Origin of the sequence: Campylobacter sp. 2352 PW (genome assembly GCF_024723575.1) — a bacterium.
GTDB lineage: Bacteria > Campylobacterota > Campylobacteria > Campylobacterales > Campylobacteraceae > Campylobacter_D.
This window is the reverse complement of record NZ_JANQCX010000030.1, coordinates 1-1,794: the sequence shown is the minus strand read 5'-3', so window position 1 is coordinate 1,794 and position 1,794 is coordinate 1. Positions and strand designations below refer to the sequence as shown.

General features: G+C 29.5%; 1 protein-coding gene and 1 pseudogene. One reads left to right on the top strand and one right to left on the bottom strand.

Translation table 11 applies throughout. From position 1 onward, the window contains the following. The first annotated feature begins 370 nt into the window (after nt 1-370). Nucleotides 371-1,570, top strand: coding sequence for a major outer membrane protein (locus tag CAMP5121_RS07940; RefSeq protein WP_263707394.1), 1,200 nt, complete (start codon nt 371-373; stop codon nt 1,568-1,570). A gap of 23 nt (nt 1,571-1,593) precedes the next feature. Here CAMP5121_RS07940 and CAMP5121_RS07935 read toward each other — a convergent pair. Next, a pseudogene (locus CAMP5121_RS07935) lies at nt 1,594-1,794 on the bottom strand (YaaA family protein); the annotation flags it as partial.

The following is a 1,794-nucleotide window of genomic DNA, read 5'->3' as shown; positions in this document are numbered from 1 at the left end:
AGTTTCCAAACATTAACTATCAAAGAGCATAATTACATCTGTAAAAGCAAACATTCATAGATAACTCCTTAGTTTTTAAAGATCTAGTTTTTACTAGATCTTTAAAGATATATAGTTTTAAATATGAATGAGATTATTTATAAAATATAAAATTAGGAATAAAATTAAATTATAATTTTAAAGATTTAATTTAATATAGTTTGATTATCTAAACTATAATCATTATATACTAATAATTATAGTATAACAGCACACTATAACTTCAAATATATATCCCAATAAATACATATTTTTGTTTACTTTAAGAATTCTCATATAAAACTATGATATAATACAAGCCATAGTTTTAATTTTAATAAGGAGAATTCTCATGAAACTAGTTAAACTTAGTTTAGTAGCAGCTTTAGCTGCAGGTGCTTTTTCAGCAGCTAACGCTGTTTCACTTGAAGAAGCTATAAAAGATGTTGATGTATCAGGTATGTTCAGATACAGATTTGAATCTGATAGATTAGAACAAGGAAATGCTGTTTCTAATGGTTATAATGGTGTTAAAGAAAACAGACATAGATTTAAATCACAAATCAATTTTAAAGCAGCTTTAGATGATAATTTCAAAGCTTTTGTTCAATTCCAATATGGCAATACAAAAGAACCTGGTTTTGGAAATGCTGAAACTGATACTCATAGCACATTTGCTGTTAACCAAGCTTACTTAGAATACACTAACGAAGCTTATGCTACAAATGTACTTTTCGGTAAAATGGAAGTTGACTCAATTTGGACTGATGATGCAGTAGGTACAGGAGCCAAAGTTCTTAACAATTCTATCGAAGGTTTAACTTTTGCAGGTTACTGGTTTGATAGCTTCAATTATACAGATGATGGAGATTTTAATACTAATATTAGCCTAGGTAAAGCTTCTCTTTATGGTGCTGCTGTATTAGGTGATTTTGATCCATTTGCTTTCCAAGTATGGGCTGCTTATTCAAACAACTGGGCGTTCTTATATGCAGTAGATGCTAGCTATAAATTTGCATTCAATGACATGAACTTCAAAATCCAAGGTCAATACTTAGGAAATAGCTTAGACAGTGACAAAGAAGATCGCTTAGGATTAGAAAATGGAAATTTCTACGCTGCTCAAATCCAAGCAAATATTTCTGCATTTGATTTTCAAGCAGGTGTAGTTGGCTTTGGTGATAAAGATAAAACAAGTGTTGTTGTTTTAGAAGATAAAGGTAGTGTAATTGCTCCAGGTGAACAAATTTTCTATTCTGAAGGTAGTGATTTAAGAGGTAGCCATGGCGAAAACTTCTTCTATTTTGCAGGTTTAGGTTATACTTTTGCTGAAACCGTAAGATTAGGATTTGATTATATTGGTGGTAAAACAGAAAGAACAGGTATGAATGATATCGATAAAAATGAGTATATTGCAAGAGTATCTTATGCTTATAGCCCTAAACTTACATTTAGTGGATTCTATTCTTACTTAACAGAAGATTTAAATCAACAAGGCGTTGATGATAGAGATGATCAATTCATCAGACTTGAAGCTCTATACAAATTCTAATTATAAAAGCTAAGCCAAAAGGCTTAGCTTACTATATCTAAAATTATCTCTTCTTTTAATCCTTGTATTTTAATTTCTTTTATTTTTAAATCATTTGGTAGATTTTCTAGTAAAGCTTCTTTGCTATGTATATTTTTACTTGCTAGTATTCTTAATATTTTACCCCTATAAGCCTTTGCAAAGTGACTTAAAGTTTTGGAATTTTTTAAAAAAGTGAGGGTAAA